This is a genomic window from Streptomyces sp. NPDC051921 (assembly GCF_040680975.1).
Classification (GTDB): domain Bacteria; phylum Actinomycetota; class Actinomycetes; order Streptomycetales; family Streptomycetaceae; genus Streptomyces.
The window spans coordinates 50,124-68,187 of sequence record NZ_JBFAXU010000001.1 but is presented as its reverse complement, the minus strand read 5'-3'; the positions used below and the strand labels follow the sequence as shown (position 1 = coordinate 68,187).

17 protein-coding genes are annotated in these 18,064 nt (G+C 74.7%); 11 read left to right on the top strand and 6 right to left on the bottom strand.

Annotated elements, in window-relative coordinates; translation table 11 throughout:
* Positions 1-179: 179 nt before the first annotated feature.
* Positions 180-1,100: a DUF3027 domain-containing protein gene (locus tag AB0M16_RS00350; protein ID WP_365337116.1), complete on the bottom strand. Its 921-nt coding sequence runs from the start codon at positions 1,098-1,100 to the stop codon at positions 180-182.
* A 338-nt stretch (positions 1,101-1,438) separates the two neighbouring features.
* On the opposite strand from AB0M16_RS00350, the gene AB0M16_RS00345 reads away from it, so the two are divergent.
* From AB0M16_RS00345 to AB0M16_RS00330, 4 genes are all read left to right on the top strand, one after another.
* Positions 1,439-2,836: an MFS transporter gene (locus AB0M16_RS00345; RefSeq protein WP_365337114.1), complete on the top strand. Its 1,398-nt coding sequence runs from the start codon at positions 1,439-1,441 to the stop codon at positions 2,834-2,836.
* A 190-nt stretch (positions 2,837-3,026) separates the two neighbouring features.
* The gene (locus tag AB0M16_RS00340) at positions 3,027-3,506 is read left to right on the top strand and encodes a DUF2771 domain-containing protein (RefSeq protein ID WP_365337113.1); all 480 of its coding nucleotides are present in this window, start codon (positions 3,027-3,029) and stop codon (positions 3,504-3,506) included.
* A gap of 23 nt (positions 3,507-3,529) precedes the next feature.
* Entirely contained in the window at positions 3,530-4,294 is a 765-nt protein-coding gene (locus tag AB0M16_RS00335; protein WP_365337111.1) for a futalosine hydrolase, read from the top strand.
* Positions 4,291-5,139, top strand: coding sequence for a 1,4-dihydroxy-6-naphthoate synthase (locus AB0M16_RS00330; protein ID WP_365337109.1), 849 nt, complete (start codon positions 4,291-4,293; stop codon positions 5,137-5,139). The genes AB0M16_RS00335 and AB0M16_RS00330 overlap by 4 nt, the downstream gene beginning before the upstream one ends.
* A gap of 6 nt (positions 5,140-5,145) precedes the next feature.
* On the opposite strand, the gene AB0M16_RS00325 is transcribed toward AB0M16_RS00330, so the two are convergent.
* Positions 5,146-5,529 carry a cold-shock protein gene (locus AB0M16_RS00325; protein WP_031073201.1) on the bottom strand — a complete coding sequence of 128 codons (384 nt, stop codon included), beginning with the start codon at positions 5,527-5,529 and terminating at the stop codon, positions 5,146-5,148.
* A gap of 206 nt (positions 5,530-5,735) precedes the next feature.
* Here AB0M16_RS00325 and AB0M16_RS00320 point away from each other — a divergent pair, with 206 nt between their 5' ends.
* Positions 5,736-6,014 carry a hypothetical protein gene (locus AB0M16_RS00320; RefSeq protein WP_365337107.1) on the top strand — a complete coding sequence of 93 codons (279 nt, stop codon included), beginning with the start codon at positions 5,736-5,738 and terminating at the stop codon, positions 6,012-6,014.
* On the opposite strand, the gene AB0M16_RS00315 is transcribed toward AB0M16_RS00320, so the two are convergent.
* A complete protein-coding gene (locus AB0M16_RS00315; RefSeq protein ID WP_365337105.1) occupies positions 6,002-6,619 on the bottom strand; it encodes an HAD family hydrolase in 618 nt (205 codons plus the stop codon). The two genes, AB0M16_RS00320 and AB0M16_RS00315, sit on opposite strands and share 13 nt — an antisense overlap.
* Before the next feature lie 80 nt (positions 6,620-6,699).
* Here AB0M16_RS00315 and AB0M16_RS00310 point away from each other — a divergent pair, with 80 nt between their 5' ends.
* From AB0M16_RS00310 to AB0M16_RS00295, 4 genes are all read left to right on the top strand, one after another.
* On the top strand, positions 6,700-7,713 hold the full coding sequence (locus AB0M16_RS00310) for an iron ABC transporter permease (RefSeq protein WP_365337103.1): 1,014 nt from the start codon (positions 6,700-6,702) through the stop codon (positions 7,711-7,713).
* Positions 7,710-8,759, top strand: coding sequence for an iron chelate uptake ABC transporter family permease subunit (locus AB0M16_RS00305; RefSeq protein ID WP_365337101.1), 1,050 nt, complete (start codon positions 7,710-7,712; stop codon positions 8,757-8,759). Before AB0M16_RS00310 ends, AB0M16_RS00305 begins: the two co-directional genes overlap by 4 nt.
* A complete protein-coding gene (locus AB0M16_RS00300) occupies positions 8,756-9,568 on the top strand; it encodes an ABC transporter ATP-binding protein (RefSeq protein ID WP_365337099.1) in 813 nt (270 codons plus the stop codon). The genes AB0M16_RS00305 and AB0M16_RS00300 overlap by 4 nt, the downstream gene beginning before the upstream one ends.
* A gap of 117 nt (positions 9,569-9,685) precedes the next feature.
* Positions 9,686-11,125, top strand: coding sequence for a DUF308 domain-containing protein (locus tag AB0M16_RS00295; protein WP_365337097.1), 1,440 nt, complete (start codon positions 9,686-9,688; stop codon positions 11,123-11,125).
* Between the two features lie 30 nt (positions 11,126-11,155).
* Here the strand turns inward: AB0M16_RS00295 and AB0M16_RS00290 are convergent, their stop codons facing one another.
* Positions 11,156-12,148 (bottom strand): zinc-binding dehydrogenase, encoded by a 993-nt coding sequence (locus AB0M16_RS00290; protein WP_365337095.1) that lies wholly within the window; start codon positions 12,146-12,148, stop codon positions 11,156-11,158.
* A gap of 186 nt (positions 12,149-12,334) precedes the next feature.
* Here AB0M16_RS00290 and AB0M16_RS00285 point away from each other — a divergent pair, with 186 nt between their 5' ends.
* Complete coding sequence (locus AB0M16_RS00285) at positions 12,335-12,700, top strand: helix-turn-helix transcriptional regulator (protein WP_365337093.1); 366 nt, start codon at positions 12,335-12,337, stop codon at positions 12,698-12,700.
* Positions 12,701-12,707: 7 nt separating this feature from the next.
* Here AB0M16_RS00285 and AB0M16_RS00280 read toward each other — a convergent pair whose 3' ends face one another.
* A complete protein-coding gene (locus AB0M16_RS00280; RefSeq protein ID WP_365337091.1) occupies positions 12,708-13,589 on the bottom strand; it encodes a hypothetical protein in 882 nt (293 codons plus the stop codon).
* Between the two features lie 41 nt (positions 13,590-13,630).
* Between AB0M16_RS00280 and AB0M16_RS00275 the strand changes: the two genes are divergently transcribed.
* A complete protein-coding gene (locus AB0M16_RS00275; protein WP_365337089.1) occupies positions 13,631-16,297 on the top strand; it encodes a helicase C-terminal domain-containing protein in 2,667 nt (888 codons plus the stop codon).
* A 199-nt stretch (positions 16,298-16,496) separates the two neighbouring features.
* Here the strand turns inward: AB0M16_RS00275 and AB0M16_RS00270 are convergent, their stop codons facing one another.
* A complete protein-coding gene (locus AB0M16_RS00270) occupies positions 16,497-17,993 on the bottom strand; it encodes an HAD-IA family hydrolase (RefSeq protein ID WP_365337087.1) in 1,497 nt (498 codons plus the stop codon).
* Positions 17,994-18,064: the final 71 nt, after the last annotated feature.

The following is an 18,064-nucleotide window of genomic DNA, read 5'->3' as shown; positions in this document are numbered from 1 at the left end:
CGCGCCCCGCCCCGCGACCACCGCCCGGGCGCGTGCCCCGGCAGGGGGCGTGCGGAGGCACCCGCACGCCGGGTCGCACGCGTCCCTTCACCGCCCCTTCGGGTGGCCCGGGAGCCGGAGCCCCCCAGGTCGTGTCCGGGACGTGGCGCCGCGAGCCCCGAGGGATCCACGGCCTCGGCCTAGGAGTGGCCGAGGTCCTCCGACGCGCCGTCCGGCTCCGTGGTCGAGCCGGAGTCCTTGGCGGGGCGGAGCGGGAACTCGTCCGCGGCCATCGAGTCCAGGACCGGCGGGGCCGGGCGCGGGGGCTTCGGCATGACCGCGGCCTCCGAGTGGCCGCCGCAGCCGTACGAGAGGGACACGACGCGCCCGTCGGCCGGCGAGAACTCGTTGGCGCACACACCGAAGGCCTGCTTCAGGGAGCCGGCCATCGGCACCAGGAAGGCGCAGGTCTGGCAGGTCGCGGGCGCCGCCTGCGCCATCGGGGTCTTCGCGCCGAAGGCCTCGTCCCAGCGGTCCGCCGCGATGTGCAGGCCGTAGCGGGACAGGACCCGGGCCCGACGCATGCCGAGTTCCTCGGCGACCGCGGCGATGGCGCCGCGCGAAGGGGCGCGCGAGGTGAGCTCGGCGTCCTCCTCGTCGAGGTGGTCCTCCATCTCCTCCGAGACGGCCGAGTTCGGCGGCGGCGCGTCCTCGCCCGAGTAGCCGGGCTCCAGGCGCAGGTCGTCCTGCTCTGTGGGCAGCAGGTCGCCCGGGCCCATGTCACCGGGCCGCAGCCGCTCGCTCCACGGCACCCACTCGGGGGCGAGGAGGGAGTCCGGGCCGGGCAGCAGGACGGTTTCGTCAAGCGTGACGTTCTTGGCACGGGAGGCCCGGGTGACGGTCACCGCCCAGCGCCAGCCGCGGTAGCCGGGCTCCTTGCACTCGAAGAAGTGCGTGACGACCCGGTCGCCCTCGGCGACGACCTCCACATGTTCCCCGACCACGCCGGGCGCGGCCGCCTCCTCGGCGGCCTCCCTGGCGAGGTCTACCGCCTCGGCGCACTGACGGTCCGGGGTACGCGTGGCTCGCGGGGCACGGCTTCGCGTCGTCGCAGCACTCACAGGTCTCGCTTCTCTCCTACGCCGTCTCACGGGTGCGCCGGCCGAGGAGCGGGAGCGAGCGAAAGCGAAGTCCGGGGCAGTGGGCGGAGCGGACCAGAGGGCCGCATCGACGTCCACGCCCGACATGTCTCTCGTCTTCTCGCGTGTCTCGGGCACACCTATCGTCATCCATTCTGCGGGATGCCGAAGAGGCGCGCGGCCGAGAACATCCGCCGGTGGCGCGCTACGCACGCTACCCCGTTCGCAGCGCTCAGCCCACCTGCCCGCCCCAAGTGGCCCGCATCGCGGACCACCGATGGGGTCCGACGGGCCCTGCCATCGGTTCGTACGACCTGCGCGTGGGGCACTATGACGGAGTGGCAGCCGCACGGTCTTCCGCACGATCCCACGATCATGCCGGGCCGCTCAGCCGAGCGGGCCGGAAGGTCGGACGTGCCCTTCACCTGCCGTTCACGGGCACGGCGCGGGGCATCAGGAAGGCCACGCACGCGCACGGCGCGGGCGAGTCGGGGCTCGGAAAACTGATCGAACTGCACGCCGTCAACGGCGCCGGTGACGTCATGATCACCGTCGCCCTCGCCTCCACGGTCTTCTTCTCCGTGCCCACCGACGAGGCACGCGGCCGGGTGGCCCTGTACCTGGGCATCACGATGCTCCCGTTCACCCTCCTCGCACCCGTCATCGGCCCACTCCTCGACCGGCTCCCGCACGGCCGCCGCGCGGCCATGGCGGGCGCCATGCTGACCCGTGCGGTGCTCGCCGTCGCGATGTCCGGCGCGGTCGCCACGGGCGGCATCCAGCTCTATCCGGCCGCCCTCGGCGTGCTCGTGGCGTCGAAGGCGTACGGGGTGGTGCGCAGCGCCGTCGTGCCGCGCCTGCTGCCGCCGAACTTCTCGCTGGTGAAGGCGAACTCCCGGGTGACGCTCGCGGGCCTCCTCGCCACCGGCATCGCCGCGCCGATCGGGGCGGGGCTGCAGCAGGTCGGCCCGGGCTGGCCGCTGTACGGGGCGTGCGCGCTGTTCCTGCTGGGTACGTACTGGGCGCTGCGGCTGCCGCACAAGGTGGACTCGGCGAAGGGTGAGCGGCGCGCCCACCTGCTGACGCACGGCGAGAAGAAGCCGAGCCTGCGGACGGTCGGCCCGGCGGTCCTGCACGGCCTGCAGGCGAACGCCTCCCAGCGCATGCTGTCCGGTTTCCTGATCTTCTTCCTGGCGTTCCTGCTGCGCGTGCACCCCCTGCCGGGGCAGAGCGCCGCGGTGTCGCTGGGCATGGTGGCGGTGGCGGCGGGCGTCGGCAACGCCTGCGGCACGGCCGTGGGCTCGCTGCTGAAGGAGCGCGGGCACGGGCCCGAGGTGATCATCGCCACGATGCTGTCGACCGTCCTCGCCACGGCGGTGCTCGCGGCGGTCTTCTTCGGCGGCCTGATGGTGGCCGTGCTCGGCGCGGTCGCCGGGCTGACCCAGGCCCTGTCCAAGCTGTCCCTGGACGCGCTGATCCAGCGCGACGTGCCGGAGGTGGTGCGGACCTCGGCGTTCGCCCGTTCGGAGACGGCCCTGCAGATGTCCTGGGTGGTGGGCGGCGCGATCGGCATCTCGCTGCCCCTGAACGGCACCGTCGGGATGGCGGTGGCGGCCGGGATCCTGGGCACGGGCTGGCTCCTCGCGGTCCGCGGACTGATCACGGCGGCCCGGAAGCCGGGGGGCCGCGGCAGCACCCGCAGGACGCGGGCGGCGTAGGCCCCGTCGTCACGGTCCCGCCCGCCCGCCCCCGGGCCCCGGCACCCCGGGCGGGACACGGGTGGGGCACGTCTGCGCACCCCCGGCTGGACGCGGGTGGCGTACGTCTCCGCCCCCCCGGTGGGGTCTCTCCGGCGGCACGCCGTACCCCCGCGTGTCGCGGGCGCGACGGCCCGATAGCCTTCGGCTCATGACCGTTGCGTTCCTCACCCGTAAGCGCCGCCGGGCCGCCGTGGCCCTCGGGGCCGTCTCCGCGGGGCTCCTCGTCCTCTCCGCCTGCGACAAGCCGACCCCGATCGCGACCGTGACGGTCGGGTCCAAGTCGGTGAGCTCCGAGGCGGCCTGCTACAACGACGGCGACCCCATCAAGGAGTCCCAGATCCCGGCCTGCCTCAACAAGAAGGCCGAGAAGAGCATCACCGTCGACACCGACGACAAGGTCCGCTTCGGCGTCGACCCGGAGATCGCCGACAACGGCTGGACGATCTTCCTGGGCGGCCAGGCGGCCGAGCCGGAGCCGTACAAGAAGACCTACCGCTCCATCCCGGCCAGCGCCTTCTTCTCCAGCCAGACGGGCGAGCCGACGAACCAGACGCAGGTGACGATCGTCGAGAACACCGGCAAGACGGTGACCGGCATCTGGCACTTCGACCTCAAGAAGAAGTCCTGACCCCGGTCCCTCGCATCCTGGTCGTGACGGCCGTGGCGGCGGAGGCGGACTCCGTCGCCGCCGGCCTCGGCCCGGGCGGTGCCCCGGAGGTCCCCCTGCCCGGCGGCTTCACGCTGCGCCGGCACGCGGGCCCGTCCGCCGTCGTCGACGTCCTCGCCGCCGGCGTGGGCCCGGCGGCCGCCGCCACGGCCACCGCGACGGCGCTCGCCGCCGCGGCCCTGCGGGCCCCCGCACCGCCGCGGAAGTCCCCCGTACGGCCGTACGACCTGGTCGTCTCGGCCGGCATCGCGGGCGGCTTCGCGCCGCAGGCGCCCCTCGGGCACGTCGTCGTCGCCGACGCCCTCGTCGGGGCCGACCTGGGGGCCGAGACCGGCGACGGCTACCTCGCCGTCGAGGAGCTCGGCTTCGGCCGGTCCGTGCACCCCGTGGCCGCGCCGCTCGCCGCCCGCGCCGCCGACGCGCTCGCCCGCGGCGGGCAGCCGCACGTCGTCGGGCCCGTCCTCACCGTGTCGACCGTGACCGGGACCGCCGGGCGCGCCGCCGAGCTGGCGGAGCGTCATCCGGGCGCCGCCGCCGAGGCGATGGAGGGATTCGGCGTCGCGGAGGCCGCCGCCGCGTACGGCGTGCCCGTCATCGAGATCCGCGCCGTGTCCAACGCCGTCGGCCCGCGCGACCGCGCCGCCTGGCGGATCGGCCCCGCCCTGGACGCCCTGCGGAACGCCTTCCGGCTGCTCGGCAGCAGCGTCTTCCCGACCGTCCTCGTGGACTCGGAGGAGTCTCCGTCGTGACCAAGCTGAAGATCGCCTACTCGCCCTGCCCGAACGACACCTTCGTCTTCGACGCCTGGGCCCACGGCCGCGTCGCGGGCGCCCCGCGCCTCGACGTGACCTTCGCCGACATCGACCTCACCAACGGGTGGGCGGAGGGCGGCGACGCCCCGTACGACGTCCTGAAGGTCTCGTACGCCGTGCTGCCGTGGATCCTGGACGAGTACGCCCTGCTGCCGTGCGGCGGGGCCCTGGGGCGCGGCTGCGGCCCCCTGGTGCTGACCAGGGAGCCGGACACGGACCTCACCGGGAAGACGGTCGCCGTGCCGAGCGAGCGTTCGACCGCCTACCTGCTGTTCCGGCTGTGGGCGGCGGACACCGTCCCCGGCGGGGTCGGCGAGGTGGTCGTGCTGCCGTTCCACGAGATCATGCCGGCCGTGCGCGACGGCAAGGTCGACGCCGGGCTCGTCATCCACGAGGCCCGCTTCACGTACAAGAACTACGGCCTGCACGCGCTCGCCGACATGGGCGAGCACTGGGAGCACTCCACCGGACTGCCGATCCCGCTCGGCGCGATCGTGGCGAAGCGCTCGCTCGGCGAGGACATGCTGCGTCTGCTCGCCGAGTCGGCGCGTGCCTCGGTCCGGATGGCCTGGGACGACCCGTCCGTCTCACGGCCGTACGTACTCGAGCACGCGCAGGAGATGGACCCGAGGGTGGCCGACCAGCACATCGGTCTCTACGTCAACGAGTTCACCGCCGACCTCGGCGAGACCGGTTACGCGGCGGTGCGCGGACTGCTCACGCGCGCCGCGGCCGAGGGACTCGTGCCACCCCTCGGCCCGGACGCGCTGCACTTCCCGTAGCGGAACTCAGACGTCGAGCTGGTCCGCGACCGCCCGCAGCAGGCCCGCGATCTTCTTGCCGTGGACCTTGTCGGGGTAGCGGCCGCGCTCCAGCATCGGCGTGATGTTCTCCAGGAGCGTGGTGAGGTCCTGCACGATGGACGCCAGTTCGTCGGGCTTACGGCGCTGCGCCGCGGCGACGGACGGGGTCGGGTCGAGGACCGTCACGGAAAGCGCCTGGTCGCCGCGCTGCCCGGCGACCACTCCGAACTCCACGCGCTGCCCCGGCTTCAGGGCGTCGACTCCGGCGGGGAGCACCGACGAGTGGACGAAGACGTCGCCGCCGTCGTCGCGGGAGAGAAAGCCGAAGCCCTTCTCGCTGTTGAACCATTTGACCTTGCCGGTAGGCACGTCCGTCCTCGTCCTCGTACTCGATGGGTGCGCCGGGATCCCGGCTCTGTGTCTGGGAAAGAGATACAGCGGGTCACTGACCCTCCCCCAAGCTCTCGCTGCGCTCGAGCAGGGCGGTACCCCCAGGGACCCAAGGCTAATGGGCTCAGGCCCGGTGACAAGACGTCGCCGGTCCGTTCTCCCGGCCTGGGAACTACCCTGGCCGAATGCGTAGTGAAACCCCCTCGACCCCGTCGGACGACAGCGCTCCGGGTGACGGCCTCGTCCGCGCCGGTGCGATCGTCTTCATCGTCGGCGCGGTCGCGACGCTGGTCACGGTGGCTCCGCTGTTCCTCGGGACGGATCCGTTCCCGACGGTCGCGTACCTCGTGTCCATGCTGATGGGCGTCGGCTTCCTGATCGCCGGCGCCGGCGTGCTCCGCTCGATCGCCGTCCAGCGGCGCCGCGCCCGCGCCGTGCAGGCAGCGGCCGCTCAGCCCCGGTAGCCCTCCCACCAGGCACGGAAGTCCGTCAGGTCGGCGAGGACGACGTCCGCGCCGGCCGCGCGCAGCTCTTCGGCGGGGCACGGACCGGTCGCCACGGCGACCGACAGGGCCCCGGCGGTGGCCGCCCCGCGCACGTCGCCCGTGTGGTCGCCGACGTACACGCCGGCGCCGTGCGCCCGCAGCGCCTCCGCCTTGCCCTCGGCCCACAGTCCGCCGATGACGGCGTCCGGCTCGATGCCGAGGTGGGAGAGGTGCAGCTTGGCGTGCGGCTCGTTCTTGGCCGTCACCACGATCGTCCGGCCGCCCGCCTCGCGAACGGCTTGAATCGCATCCCGCGCGCCGGGCATCGGCAGGCTCGGCTCGATGGCGTACGCCGGGTAGAGCGCCCGGTAGCGCGCCACCATCTCCTGGACCTGCCCGGCCGGGAACCACTCGGCGATCTCGTGCTCCAGCGGCGGCCCCAGCCGGGAGACGGCCAGATCGGCGTCTATCGCGACGCCCGTCTCGGCGGTCAGGGCGAGGTAGGCGGCCCGGATACCGGGCCGGGAGTCGATGAGCGTCATGTCGAGGTCGAATCCGACCGTCGGCGGCGTGAGGGTTCCCATGCGGGCCATTGTGCCCGTACGTTCGGAAATCGCTGCTGTCTACACTTAGCGAAGCCTTACCGAACTTCCGATGGGTGTCCATGTCCGCCACACGTACCCGGCGCGCCTCGCGGCGCGTCGTCGCGACCGCGGCGGCCGTCGTCGCCCTGCTCCTCGCGGTCCTGCTCAGCCTCGCGGTGGGCGCCCGGGCCGTCCCGCCCGCCACCGTGTTCGACGCGCTGGTGCACGGCGCCGCCGGCCCCGAGGCCGACGTCGTCCGGCAGCTGCGGGTGCCCCGCACGCTGATCGGGCTGATGGTCGGCGCCGCGCTCGCCCTCGCCGGGACCGCCCTGCAGGGCATCACCCGCAACCCGATCGCCGACCCCGGCATCCTCGGCATCAGCCAGGGCGCCTCGGTCGGCGTCGTGCTCGCCCTCGCCTTCGCCGGGGTGCACACGCTCACCGGCTACGTGTGGTTCGCCTTCGCGGGCGCCGCGCTCGCCTCCGTGGCCGTCTACGCGATCGCGTCGAGCGGCCGGGGCGGGGCCACGCCCGTGAAGCTGGCCCTCGGCGGCGCCGCGATCAACGCGCTGCTGCTGTCCGTGACGACCGGCGTCCTCACCACCAGGGCCTCGGCGCTCGACGAGTTCCGGTTCTGGCAGATCGGCTCGCTCGACGGCCGCGACGCCCACATCGTCGCCCGGATCTGGCCCTTCCTGCTGCTCGGCGCCGTCCTCGTCGTTGCGGTCGCCCGCGGCCTCGACGCCCTCGCGCTCGGCGAGGACGTCGCCAAGGGGCTCGGGCAGCGCGTCGCGACCGTCCGGATCGTGGGCGGCGTCGGCGCCACCGTGCTGACCGGCGCAGGGGTCGCCGCGGCCGGTCCGATCGCCTTCGTCGGCCTCGCCGTCCCGCACATCGCCCGCGCGGTCGTCGGCAGCGACCACCGCTGGCTGCTGCCGATGGCGGCGCTGATCGGGCCGGTGATGCTGCTGGTGTCGGACGTCCTCGGACGGGTCCTCTTCCCACCGGGCGAGGTCCCGGCGGGCGTGATGACCGCGCTCATCGGCGTGCCGTTCCTGGTGACGCTGGTCCGGCGGAAGGCGGTACCGGCATGACCGCCACCCAGCTCCGCCCCCACGGCTACGGCCTCGTCCGGGCCGGCCGCGCCTCCTTCCTGGTGCACCGCCGCTCCGCGCTCGTCGCCGCGCTCCTCGTCCTGCTCCTGGCCGCGGTCTCGGTCGCGTCCCTGTGCGTCGGCGAGCGCTTCGTCCCGCCCTCGGAAGTGCTGAAGGTCCTCCTCGGCTCCGCCGAGTCCTTCGTCGTCGAGGACCTGCGGATGCCGCGGCTCGGCACCGGGCTCATGGTCGGCGCCGCGTTCGGGATCGCGGGCGCCCTGGTCCAGACCGTCGCCCGCAACCCGCTGGCCAGCCCCGACGTCATCGGCATCAGCCAGGGCGCGGGAGCGGTGACCGTCGCCGCGATGACCTTCGGGCTCGTCTCGTACGACCTCGTCCCGTACGTGTCGATCGCCGGCGGCGTCCTCGCCGCCGCGCTCGTGTACGTCTTCGCCTGGCGCGGCGGGCTGCACGCCACGCGCTTCGTGCTCATCGGCATCGGCTTCGCGATCGCGCTGCGCTCGCTGACCCACCTGTTCATGACCAAGGGCGACTACCTGGTCGCCCAGCAGGCCCAGATCTGGATGACCGGCTCCCTGAACGGGCGCGGTGCGGACGAGTCGCTGCCGCTGCGGATCACGCTCCTGGTGATGCTGCCCGCGGTGCTGTGGGCGGCGCGGGCCCAGCGGACGGTGTCGCTGGACGACGGCACGGCGACGGCGCTCGGCGTACGGCTCGGCCGGGTGCGCCTGGGTCTGGTGGCGGTCGGCGTGGTCCTGGCGTCCGTCGCCACGGGCGTCGCCGGCCCGGTCGACTTCGTCGCCCTGCTCGCCCCGCAGATCGCCCGCCGGACCACCCGGACGGCGCAGATCCCGCTGCTGTGCTCGGCGCTCATGGGCGCGCTGATCGTGGTCCTCGCCGACCTGCTGGGCCGGCGTCTCTTCGCGCCCACCGAACTGCCGGTGGGCGTCCTGACGGCGGCGGTCGGCGCCCCGTACCTGATCTGGCTGATCGTGCGCAGCCGTGGAGTGGGAGGTAGGTCGTGAGCAGGCTGACGGCGCGGGAGCTGACGCTCGCGTACGAGGAGCGGACCGTCGTCCACGAGCTGGACCTGGCGATCCCCGACGGCAGGGTGACGGTGATCGTCGGCCCCAACGCCTGCGGCAAGTCGACGACGCTGCGCGCGCTCGGCCGGCTGCTCCGGCCCCGGGGCGGGGCGGTCCTGCTCGACGGCGAGGAGCTCGCGAAGATCCCCACCAAGCGGATCGCCCGGTCCATCGGCCTGCTGCCGCAGACCCCGGTCGCCCCCGAAGCCATCACCGTCGGCGATCTGGTGGCGCGCGGGCGGCAGCCGCACCAGGCCTGGTGGAAGCAGTGGTCGGAGGAGGACGAGCGGGCGGTCGTCGACGCCATGGAGCGCACAGACGTCAGCGCCCTGTCCGACCGCTCGGTGGACGAGCTGTCCGGCGGCCAGCGCCAGCGCGTCTGGATCGCGATGGCCCTCGCCCAGGAGACCGACCTGCTCCTCCTCGACGAACCCACGACCTACCTGGACATCGCCCACCAGGTCGAGGTCCTGGACCTGGTCCGCCGCCTCAACCGCGTCCGCGGCCGTACCGTGGTCGTCGTCCTGCACGACCTGAACCAGGCGGCGCGGTACGCCGACCACCTGATCGCCATGAAGGCGGGCCGCGTGGTCGCGGAGGGCCCGCCGGGCGAGGTCGTCACGGCGGAGCTCGTCCGGGAGGTCTTCGGCCTGGAGTCGGTGGTCGTGCCGGATCCGGTGACGGGATCGCCGCTGGTGGTGCCGGGGGCGCCGTGGGCGGCGGAGCCGGTGGAGGCGGTCACGGGGTAGCGGTTCCGTTCACGCCCCGTCGCACTTCCGCGCTCCCCTCGCCCCCGTTCACTCCCCCTGCACTCCAACAGGGCAGCACCGGCTGCGCGGGGCCCGTCCCCACGGGACGGTGGGGGCATGGAACGCCCGACCAAGATCACGGTGCGTCCGCCGGACAGTCGGGGGCTGCGCGAGGTGCGCATCGGCTCCGAGACGGTGGACAGCGCCTGGTCCCTGCGAGAGCTACGAGGGATCCTCCGCCGCCACGGCTACCCGAAGGACCTGGACCTGGAGGACAGGCGCGTCGTGAGCTGGTGCGGGGGCGGCAGCGACGTGTGGCCCGATCACACCTGGCGCAGACGCGCGACCATCGGCTTCATGGCCTTCGGGCTGGTGGCGTGCGCGGTCCTGCTGATCGTCATCGGCTTTCCGGACGCCTTCCACGCGATCAGGTTCGCAGGGCGGATGACGGGCTGGCTGTTCATCCTCGGCGGTGTGGTCGAAGGGGCGGCGGCCGTCGCCACCTTCGACTACTGGGGCAAACGGAGCCTGACCGTCTCCGGAGCCCTCGTCCTCGTCGGCGTCCTCAGCGCGCTGACCGTCACCACCCTGCTCGTCGTCCTGTGGTTCCAGGAGAGGGAGGCCACGTGGACCACGCTGGCGTTCTTCCCGCACTTCTTCTGGTCCCTGTGGGCACTGTGGGTGGTCGTCCGGCAGAAGATCTGGCGGGGCACTCCGCATCCGACGAAGATCGCGACAGGCGTGGCCATCACGGCGGTCCTGGCCGGGATGAACTTCGCCTATTCCTCCCTGTACCAACCCACGGCAGCACCGGCGAACCTGGCGCTGCACGTGCAGTACGGGACCCCGCGGATGGACCTCGAACGGCCCGTGATCCACCTTCCCGTGACGCTCCACCTGAAGAACAGCGGGTCCGTCCCGCTGTACGTCCTCGCCGACGGCTGGAAGGTGTACGGGCGCACGGAGACCTACGTCGAGAAGAGCAGCGAGTTGAGGGACCGCCGGAAGACGCTTGAGGTGGGAGAGGACGTGGCCCGCCATCTCGAGTCCATCCGGCGGACGATTCTCGGCACCGGCCCCTTCACCGGCCCCGGCAACTGGTTCGATCCGGGTGAGGAGTACAGCGAGCAGAAGATGGTCGAGGTGCCCGCGACGGCGAAGTACGACGTGGTGGGAGCCGATCTCGACGTGATGGTCATGAGGAAGGACCGCGGAACGATCGACCTGGACGAATTCAAGGTCGCGCAACCTTCGTGGGACAAGAAGTCGAGGTTCTACTGCCCGCCGGAGGAGTGCTGGGAACACCTCGCATACCACGCGGAAGTGGGTTACAGCAGCAACGTGACCACCGTGACGCGAAAGCCGCGTTACGTGACCTCGTGGTGGATCCTCACGCCGGACGAGGCCGTCTGGGACGCCTCCATCTCCTCGTACAGGGGCAAGGGGCTCATCGACGACGAGGAGACCAAGCGCGAATACCGCAAGTACGACCTCTTCACCGTGGAGGCCCACGCCGCGATCCCCTTCGCCGATGTCGTGCGGCCGCAGGTCCCCTGAACCTCCTGCCAGGAGAGCCGCGGCCTCCGATCACGCGACCTTGAGCAGCAGCTTGCCCGTGCTGGTGCGCGAGCCCATGAGGCGGTGCGCCTCGGAGGCCTGGTCCAGGGGGAACTCGGCGGTGACCGGCAGGGTGACCGTGCCGTCGGCGACCTTCGCGAAGGCCTGTTCGGCCAGGGCGCGCAGGGCGTCGGGCGCGGTCTTGGCGAGGTGGAGGACGGACCAGCCCGAGACGGAGACGCCCGTGGGGTAGAGCTCCGGCTGGCCCACCCGCCACGGTTCGGCGGCGCTCGCGTTGCCGAAGGAGACGAGCCGGCCGAAGACGGCCAGCGAGGCGAGCGAGGCCTTGAGGGTCTCACCGCCGACCGGGTCGAGGACCAGGTCCACGCCGCGGCCACCGGTCGCCGCGCGGACCGCCTTCTCCAGGGCCCGCGGGTCCTGCTCGAAGTCGCCCGTGAACACCTCGTCGTAGCCGTGGTCGCGGGCGAACCCGGCCTTGGCGGGCGACGAGACCGTGCCGTACACCGCTGCCGCGCCGGCCGCCTGCGCGAGCGGGCCGAGGACGGTGCCGACGCCGCCCGCGGCGCCGTGCACGAGGACGGTCTCGCCCGGTACGAGCCGCCCCACCGCGTGGACGAGCGCCTGGGCGGTCGGCAGGACGGTGGGAAGGGTCGCGGCCGTCCGCAGGTCGACACCGGCCGGCAGCGGGAAGACGGTGGCGGCGTCGGCCACGGCCACCTCGGCGTAGCCGCCGTTCCCGGTCAGGGCGGCCACCTCCTGGCCCACGGCGAGTCCGGTGACGCCCTCACCGAGCGCCCGGACCCGCCCGGAGACCTCCAGGCCGGGGCGGTGGGGCAGCGCCTCCACCCGGTAGCCCTCGGCGCGGGCCTTGAGCTCGGCGTAGTTCACGCCCGCGTAGGCCACGTCGATGCTCACCTGCCCGGGCCCGGGCGCGGGGACCTCGACCTCCACCGTCTTCAGGACCTCGGGACCGCCGAACTCTTCCAGCTCGATCGCGCGCATGCCGCACCTCCGGCTCGACTGTTCAATGAAAAGCGAACACTGGCGACTGTATGATCTGGATCGAACACTCGGCAAGCGGATACCGGACATCGACCTGCGCCGCGCGACGCGGCGGCGGGACCCCGCACGGGCCGTCCCCGCCCGGCACCCGAGACCCGACACCCGAGGGAACCGAGGGAGGACACCGTGACCACCACCGGCCATCGGGCCGCGCCCCAGCACACCCACCCCGACGACGTGCCGGTCCTCACCGCACTCGCCGCCCTCGCCGACCCCGTACGGCTCAGTCTCGTCCGGGAACTCGCCGGATCCGAGGAATGGTCACGGGCCTGCGGAAGCTTCGACGTCCCCGTCGGCAAGGCGGCCCTCAGCCACCACTTCGCCGTGCTGCGCGCGGCCGGCCTCGTCGAGCAGCGCGACCAGGGCCCCAAGCGGGTCAACCGCCTGCGCCGCCCCGAGTTCGACGCCCGTTTCCCCGGCCTCCTCGACCTCGTCCTGCGCCCGGAGCGGGTCCAGGGCCCGCCCGGAGGATCAGGGCCGGACGGGCCCTGAAAGCCGGTCAGGCCTGGCGCCGGGACCGCCACAGCAGGAACAGCGCCGAGGCGACGGCCGCAGCGCGGAGGGTCCAGGGCCACGTGGCGGAGACCGCGGCGCCCATGGCCTCGCCCCCGGGGGCGACCGGGTCGCCCCAGCGGCCCGCGACACGGCCCCAGAGCCAGACGACGCCGGCCGTGGCGGTCAGGCCGGGGATCACCAGGGCTGCCGCGCGGCGCTCGCGGGAGGCGTACGCGAGGAGCCAGCCGGCCGCGAGCGGGACGAGGGAGCCGACGGCGGCGCCGACGAGGAGGAGCCCGCCGGCGGCCAGGAGCAGCGGGCTGCCCGGGCGCAGCCCGCGGACGCGGCCCGCGCGGCCGGCCGGTGCCCGTTCGGACCCGTCCATCGGCTCCGCGTCCTCGGCCCCGGCCGCGCCCGCGTCCTGCCCGTCGGCCTCGGCCGCGTTCCCGGCCCCGTCCTCCTCCTCGTCCTCCTCCGGCCGCGGGGGCCTCAGGAGTTCGGGGATCTCCACGCCGCCGACGAAGCCGGGGACCGCACCGGTGTCCGTGGCGCCGTCCTGCCACCAGGCCGCCGCACGCGGCCGGGGGGCGCCGGAGGCGGCGCCCTTCGGGGCGGCCGGGCCGGCCGGGGCCTGGCGCGGGAGCGCCGTCGGTGCGGAGGTCCCCGGGGCGACCCGGCCGACGACCTCGTCCGGCGACCCCAGGTCGCCGAGGATGCCCGGCACCCCCTCGCCCTTCACCGCGCGCCGCCGTTCGATCTCGTCGCGCAGCCCGGTGACGAGCTCGCGGCGTTCGGCCGCGGGCACCTGCCGCTGCTGGGCCAGGTCGCCGATCCGGCTCAGATAGTCGAAGACCAACCGGTCGTTCTCGTTCCCCTCGTTCCCCACGGCACGACGTTAGCGCCTGCGCAGGGGCTAACGTGGTGCGGATGGGGATCGGTGAGCTCGACCGGGAGGCGCACGTGCCCGACGCAACAGGCAACGGCGCGGCGCCGCGCACCCTCGCGGAGGCGCTGCGCTCCGGCGGCGACGAGGCACTCGGCGCGCTGCTGCGGGCCCGCCCCGACCTGCTGTCCCCCGTCCCCAACGACCTGACGCAGCTGGCCACCCGGGCCGGCACCCGTGCGTCGGTGGTGCGGGCCCTGGAGCGGCTCGACCGGTTCGTCCTCCAGACGGCCGAAGCGCTCGCCGTGGCCCCGGACCCCGCCCCGTACTCCGTGCTCCTCGGCCTGCTCACCGGTGACGCCGCCGACGCCCGGATCGAGGCGGCGCTGCCGCGCGCGGTCGCGGTGCTCCGCGAGCAGGCCCTGGTGTGGGGCGACGACGAGCGGCTGCGGCTCGTCCGGACCGCGCGGGAACTGCTCGCCCCCTCACCGCAGCACCCGTCCCCCACCGGGCTCGGCCCGACCGTCGCCGAGGCCACCGCGGGCATGTCGCCCGGCCGGCTCCAGGAGATCATCGCGACCGCCGGGCTGCCCGCGACGCACGACCCGGTGTCGGCGGTGGCCGCCTTGACGGAGCTGTTCACGGACCGTACGAGGATGGCGGCGCTCCTGGACACCGCGCCGCCCGAGGCGCTCAAGGTGCTCGACCGGCTGGTGTGGGGTCCGCCGTACGGCGAGGTCACCGCCGATCCCGCGCCGCCGGTGCGGTGGCTGCGCGACCGCGGCCTGCTGCTGCCCGCCTCGCCGCGCACCCTGGTGCTGCCCCGCGAGGCCGCCCTGCACCTGCGCGGCGGGCGGGCGCACCGGGCGCCGGAGCCGACGGCACCGGTCGTCGAGGTCGCCCGCGACTACCGTCCACAGGTGGTGGACAACGCGGCGGCCGGGCAGGCGTACACCGCGCTCGCGACCGTCGAGGAGCTGCTCAAGTCCTGGGACCAGGGCGGCCCGCAGGTCCTGCGGGCCGGCGGTCTGTCCGTCCGGGACCTCAGACGCACCGCGACCGCCCTCGACGTGCCCGAGCCGACGGCCGCGTTCTGGCTGGAGCTGGTGTACGGGGCCGGGCTGCTGGCCTCCGACGGCGAGGCGGACGAGCGGTACGCGCCGACGCCCGCCTACGACGACTGGCTCGACCTGCCGCCCGCCGAACGCTGGGCCCGGCTCGCCTCCGTGTGGCTGTCGGCGACCCGCACCTCCGGCCTGGTCGGCACCCAGGACGCCAAGGGCCGCACCCTCGCCGCCCTCGGCCCCGGCCTCGACCGCGCGCCCGCCCCGGAGGTCCGCCACCGCGTCCTCGCCCTCCAGGCGACCCTGCCACCGGGCTCCGCCGCCGACCGGGAGTCGGTCCTCGCCCGGCTGCGCTGGGACCGTCCGCTGCGGGGCGGGGGCGCCGGAACGGCGGGCCCGGCCCGGGGCCCCGGCGCGGCTCCGGGCTCGGGAACGGCGACGGCCGCGGGAGGCGGCGCCGCCGGTGGCGCGGGCCGGGCCGTCACCGCGGGCACCGGACAACCCGGCGGCGCCGCGGCGGACGGAGGCCCCGTCGACCTCCGCGAGCAGCTCGCCCGCTGGACCCTCGACGAGGCCGAACTCCTCGGGATCACCGGCCGCGGCGCGCTCGCCTCGCCCGCGCGGGCCCTGCTCAATCTGCCGCTGGCGGAGGCCGCCTCCGACGACGCCCTCGGGGGACACGACTGCGAGCCGGCCGTCGCCGCCTCCCGCGCGGCGACGCTGCTCGCGCCGCTGCTGCCCGAGGCCGTCGACCACGTCCTGCTGCAGGCCGACCTGACCGCCGTCGCACCGGGGCCGCTGCGCCGGCCGCTCGCCGACACGCTGTCCGTGCTCGCCGACGTCGAGTCGAAGGGCGGCGCGACGGTCTACCGCTTCACGCCCGCGTCCGTACGCCGCGCCCTCGACGCCGGGCGCACCGCCTCCGACCTGCACGACTTCCTGACCGCGCACGCGCGCACCCCGGTGCCGCAGCCGCTCGCGTACCTCATCGACGACGTGGCCAGGAGGCACGGCCACCTGCGGGTCGGGGCCGCTTCCTCCTACGTGCGGTGCGACGACGAGACCATGCTCGGCGAGATCCTCGCCGACCGGCGCTCGGCCGCGCTGCGGCTGCGCCGCCTCGCGCCGACGGTCCTGGCCGCCCAGGCGGACCCGGCGTCGATGCTCGACGGGCTGCGGGCGATGGGCTACGCGCCCGCCGCGGAGTCCGCCGAGGGCGACGTCCTGATCACCCGCGCGGACGCGTACCGCACCCCGCCCCGCACCGCGCCGGAGCCCGTCCCGGACGGACCGCCGTCCCCCGACGCGACGCTGCTCGGGGCGGCGGTCAAGGCGATCCGGGCGGGCGACCGGGCGGCGACGGTGGTGCGCAAGGAGCCGGCCGCCACCCCCGTCGCGGCCGGTTCCCTGCCCCGCACCTCCGCCGCCGAGACCCTCGCCACCGTGCAGGCCGCCGCGCTCACCGGCTCGGCCGTCTGGATCGGCTACGTGAACGCGGAGGGCGCGGCCAGCCAGCGGGTCATCGCCCCGGTCCGGGTCGAGGGCGGCTTCGTGACGGGCTACGACCACACGGCCGACGAGGTCCGCACGTATCCGCTGCACCGGATCACGGGTGTCGCCGAGCTGGCGGACGAGGAGACCGCCTAGCCCGACCCGAAGGGCCTGGCCCCAGGTCGTGTCCGCGAGGTGGAGCGCCGCCCGCCCGCAGGGCGGCTCGCGGCGTCCGGTACGTGCGACCGCCCTGTCGGAGGGGCGCCCCCGTACCGGGCGTACCCGGGCCGTCCCGACGACGCGGCGAGCGTGGGTGCCAGACGTCGCGAGCCGGGCGGGACTCCACGGACACGACCTAGCGGGCGAAGGTCGTCACCACCGCCGCGTGGTCCGACGGCCACGCGTTCGCCGCCACGTCCGGCCACGGCGCGGGCGTGCCCGTGACCAGCGTGCGGGAGTCGAGGACGCGCAGGCCGCGGGCGTTGTGCAGGACGTAGTCGATGCGGTCCTGCGGCTCGGGGCGCCCGGCCCGCTCGCCCTCCTCCGGGTGGACGGGGTGGACCGGCGACCAGGTGTGGCCCGGGTCCCGCACCGGGTCGGGACGGGCCTCCCGGTAGGAGTCGCGGAGCCCGGCCTCCTCGGCGGACTTCGTCACCGGCCAGGCGACGTCGGGCCAGTCGAGGTGCGAGGCCGCGTTGAAGTCGCCGACCAGGACGACCGGCCGGTCCTCCCCCGCCTCCTTGGCGATCCGCTGCAGCGTGTCCCGCATCTGCGCCAGCCGCACGTCCTCGTGGGCGATCAGCTCGGCGTCCCGCAGCCCGTCGAAGGCCGCCTCGTACGGCCCGTACGGGGTGGGATGGAGGTGGGCCGTCCACACGTCCACCTCGTGCTCCCCGTCGACGAGGACCCGGGTGCCCGCCGCACCGTAGAAGCCGACGTCCGGGTCGCCGAGTCGGGCGACGATCGGGTGGCGGCTGAGGATGCCGAGGTTCTCGCCGGCGTGGTGGTGGTGCCAGCCCAGCGCCTCGGCCAGCTCCTGGGTCGCGGTGCCGCCGGTCTCCTGGAGCCCGACGACGTCCGCGCCCGACGCGCGGATCGCGGCGAGCTGCTTGGCCCGGTGGTCCCCGACCATCGCACCGCCGAGCCACAGGTTCCAGCTCATGACGGTGAGACGGCGACCCGCCACGGCCCGCAGCCGGTCGGGAGTGACGTCGGTCAGTCCGTCCAGGACCGTCCGGCCGGGCGCCGCGTCGATCGGGGTGACCGAAGGGACCGCGAGCACCACGCAGCCCGCCGCCTCGGCGGAGGCGACTCCGGTGGGGGTGTCCTCGACGGCCACGCAGTGCGCGGGGTCGACGCCGAGGGCACGGCAGGCGGCGAGGTACGGGTCGGGCTCGGGCTTGGTGCGCCCGGTGTCGTCCGCGGTGACCGAGACGGCGAACTCCGGCGCGCCGAGCGCCCCGAGGGCGCCGAGCACGGTGTCGGCGACGGCCCGGGGCGAGGCCGTGACCAGGGCGGTCGGCACCCCGTCCCGGGCGAGCGCGGCGAGCAGCGCGAGCGCACCGGGCCGCGGCACGACACCGGCCCGTACCCGGTCGGCGAACTCCCGGTGCAGCGCGGCCGCGAGCTCGTCGGCCGGGACGGGAACGCCGCTGTCGGCGGTGACGCCGCCCGCCGCCGCCAGCCACGCCGCGGTGTGTTCGACCGGGCGGCCGAGGACGTCCGGGCGGTCGGCCTCGGTCAGCGGGCGGCCCGCGACCTGCTCCACCGCCTCCCACCACAGGCCCTCGGTGTCGACGAGCGTGCCGTCCATGTCGAACAGGACGGCTTGCAGGCGGAGTTCGCTGGTCACTCTGTTCGCTTTCTCTTGCGTGTCGTACGAGTCGGGCAGTCCGCACCACCGGTCAGGTGCCGCGGTGCGGA

Excerpts from the sequence above, each read along its gene's own strand:
- AB0M16_RS00340 (WP_365337113.1), top strand. The coding sequence starts at position 3,027 with ATGACCGTTGCGTTCCTCACCCGTAAGCGCCGCCGGGCCGCCGTGGCC.
- AB0M16_RS00320 (WP_365337107.1), top strand. The coding sequence starts at position 5,736 with ATGCGTAGTGAAACCCCCTCGACCCCGTCGGACGACAGCGCTCCGGGT.
- AB0M16_RS00315 (WP_365337105.1), bottom strand. The coding sequence starts at position 6,619 with ATGGGAACCCTCACGCCGCCGACGGTCGGATTCGACCTCGACATGACG.
- AB0M16_RS00310 (WP_365337103.1), top strand. The coding sequence starts at position 6,700 with ATGTCCGCCACACGTACCCGGCGCGCCTCGCGGCGCGTCGTCGCGACC.
- AB0M16_RS00305 (WP_365337101.1), top strand. The coding sequence starts at position 7,710 with ATGACCGCCACCCAGCTCCGCCCCCACGGCTACGGCCTCGTCCGGGCC.
- AB0M16_RS00295 (WP_365337097.1), top strand. The coding sequence starts at position 9,686 with ATGGAACGCCCGACCAAGATCACGGTGCGTCCGCCGGACAGTCGGGGG.
- AB0M16_RS00290 (WP_365337095.1), bottom strand. The coding sequence starts at position 12,148 with ATGCGCGCGATCGAGCTGGAAGAGTTCGGCGGTCCCGAGGTCCTGAAG.
- AB0M16_RS00275 (WP_365337089.1), top strand. The coding sequence starts at position 13,631 with ATGGGGATCGGTGAGCTCGACCGGGAGGCGCACGTGCCCGACGCAACA.